A 1,507-nucleotide genomic window follows, 5' to 3' on the forward strand; every position below is an offset into this window, starting at 1 on the left:
GAGCCTCCAAGTAGCGTTGGACCAGCGGTCCAAAGACCCGGTTGTGCAACTCATTCAAAGCCGCCTGCCCGGCCTGACTCATGGCTCCCGCGTCCTCGCGCAGGTCCTGCGCGGTCGCGGCAATGCGGGCTTGTACTGCGGCCGCGTACCCGGTGGCGATAAAATCGTCCCGCGCCTCCTGCGCCCTCTCGAATGCCGCCCGATCCCAGCGTTCGAGCACGTGATGGAAGGGCACGTGATTGGCCAGGTACTCGGGGAAGGTGGCGTCCAACGCCTTGACCTGCGCTTCGGCGCGGCCAAGATCGTCCTCGGTGACGCCCGAGACAGCGCCAAAGCGCATGGCCTCCACGCCGATCGGCAGGCGCAAGCGTTCACGTAAGCCCACCGGGTAGGCCAGCACCACTTCGACATCGTCCACGGCGCGCATTGTACGCATTTTGTCGAGCGCAATGGTTTCCAACGCTTCCAGGCGGCGGTTGCCCTGCACGAGCTCCAGCAATGTTGCCGGGTGTGCGTCATGGTGCCCGGTCTCTACGTCGTGGTTCACGCGCAGACGGGTCATCTGCAGCAGCACCACGGCGGCCCGATCCTCGCACGCCTCGTTGCCGGGGGCGACGATGGCGAAGGTGTCCTGGCGCAGCACCGGATGCGTGGCGAGGTGCTCGAGCCATTCGCCGACATGGGCCCGGAACGGCGCCGCCACAGCGGCCTGGGTGGCATTGATGGACTGGGCGAGCTTATCCAGGTACTGCGCGAACTGCGAGGCGGCGACTTCGCCCTCGAAGGCGGTCCAGCGCGCCACGGCAGCATGCGCGGCCTCCGAGGGATACCAGGCCGCGGCCGCGTCGTGCAGGGGGCGAACGGGACGGGACATTGACGGGTCGGACGCGTCCATCGAAAAAGTGATGTCCGGGCCCACGTAACGCGGATCGTTCCTCAACTGTGACAGCTGTTCAAGCGCGTGCGCGGACAGCGGATTGCCTTCCAGATGTAGCGTGCCGCCGGGATTGCGGTGCTGCACATTGCTCGGCAACGCCGTCAGCAAATTATGGCGCAGGTTGCATTCCCAGAAAAGTCCGGGCCTACGCGCGGGTATCTGATCCATCCGTGCGATCTGGTTTCCCTCAAAATCCAAAACGCCCAAATTGGCTGGCCACCTCGGCGGCACCGACGTCAACTGGCAGTGGGCCGCCCCAAGCTGTTGCAGCTTGGCGGGAAGCGCAGGTAGCGCGGTTACTGGGCAGCCACTCACGTCGAGGTCCTGAAGCGAGCTCGGTAGCGCAGGCAGGCGGCCCAGGGGATTGTTTTGGCACTGGAGCATTTCCAGGCGAGCCGGCAACACCGGCAACTGGGTTAGCGCGTTATCCCTACAGTCGAGCCAGGCCAGGTCGGCCGGAAGTGGCGGCAGGTCGCGAAGCTGCAGTCGCGACAAATCCAAATAACCCGGCAGCCCGATGTTGCGCATCCGCTCGGCGGCCTCGACGCGACGTTCGCCGGGCTCGGCACG

Annotated in this window: 1 protein-coding gene; it reads right to left on the reverse strand. The window is 65.7% G+C overall.

Annotation, left to right across the window (positions count from 1 at the left end; genetic code table 11):
• Positions 1-1,507 (reverse strand): NEL-type E3 ubiquitin ligase domain-containing protein (locus tag AB6O04_RS20620; RefSeq protein WP_368566297.1); only part of this gene is annotated, 1,507 nt, incomplete at both ends.

The organism is Pseudoxanthomonas sp. UTMC 1351 (assembly GCF_040948865.1).
GTDB lineage: Bacteria > Pseudomonadota > Gammaproteobacteria > Xanthomonadales > Xanthomonadaceae > Pseudoxanthomonas_A.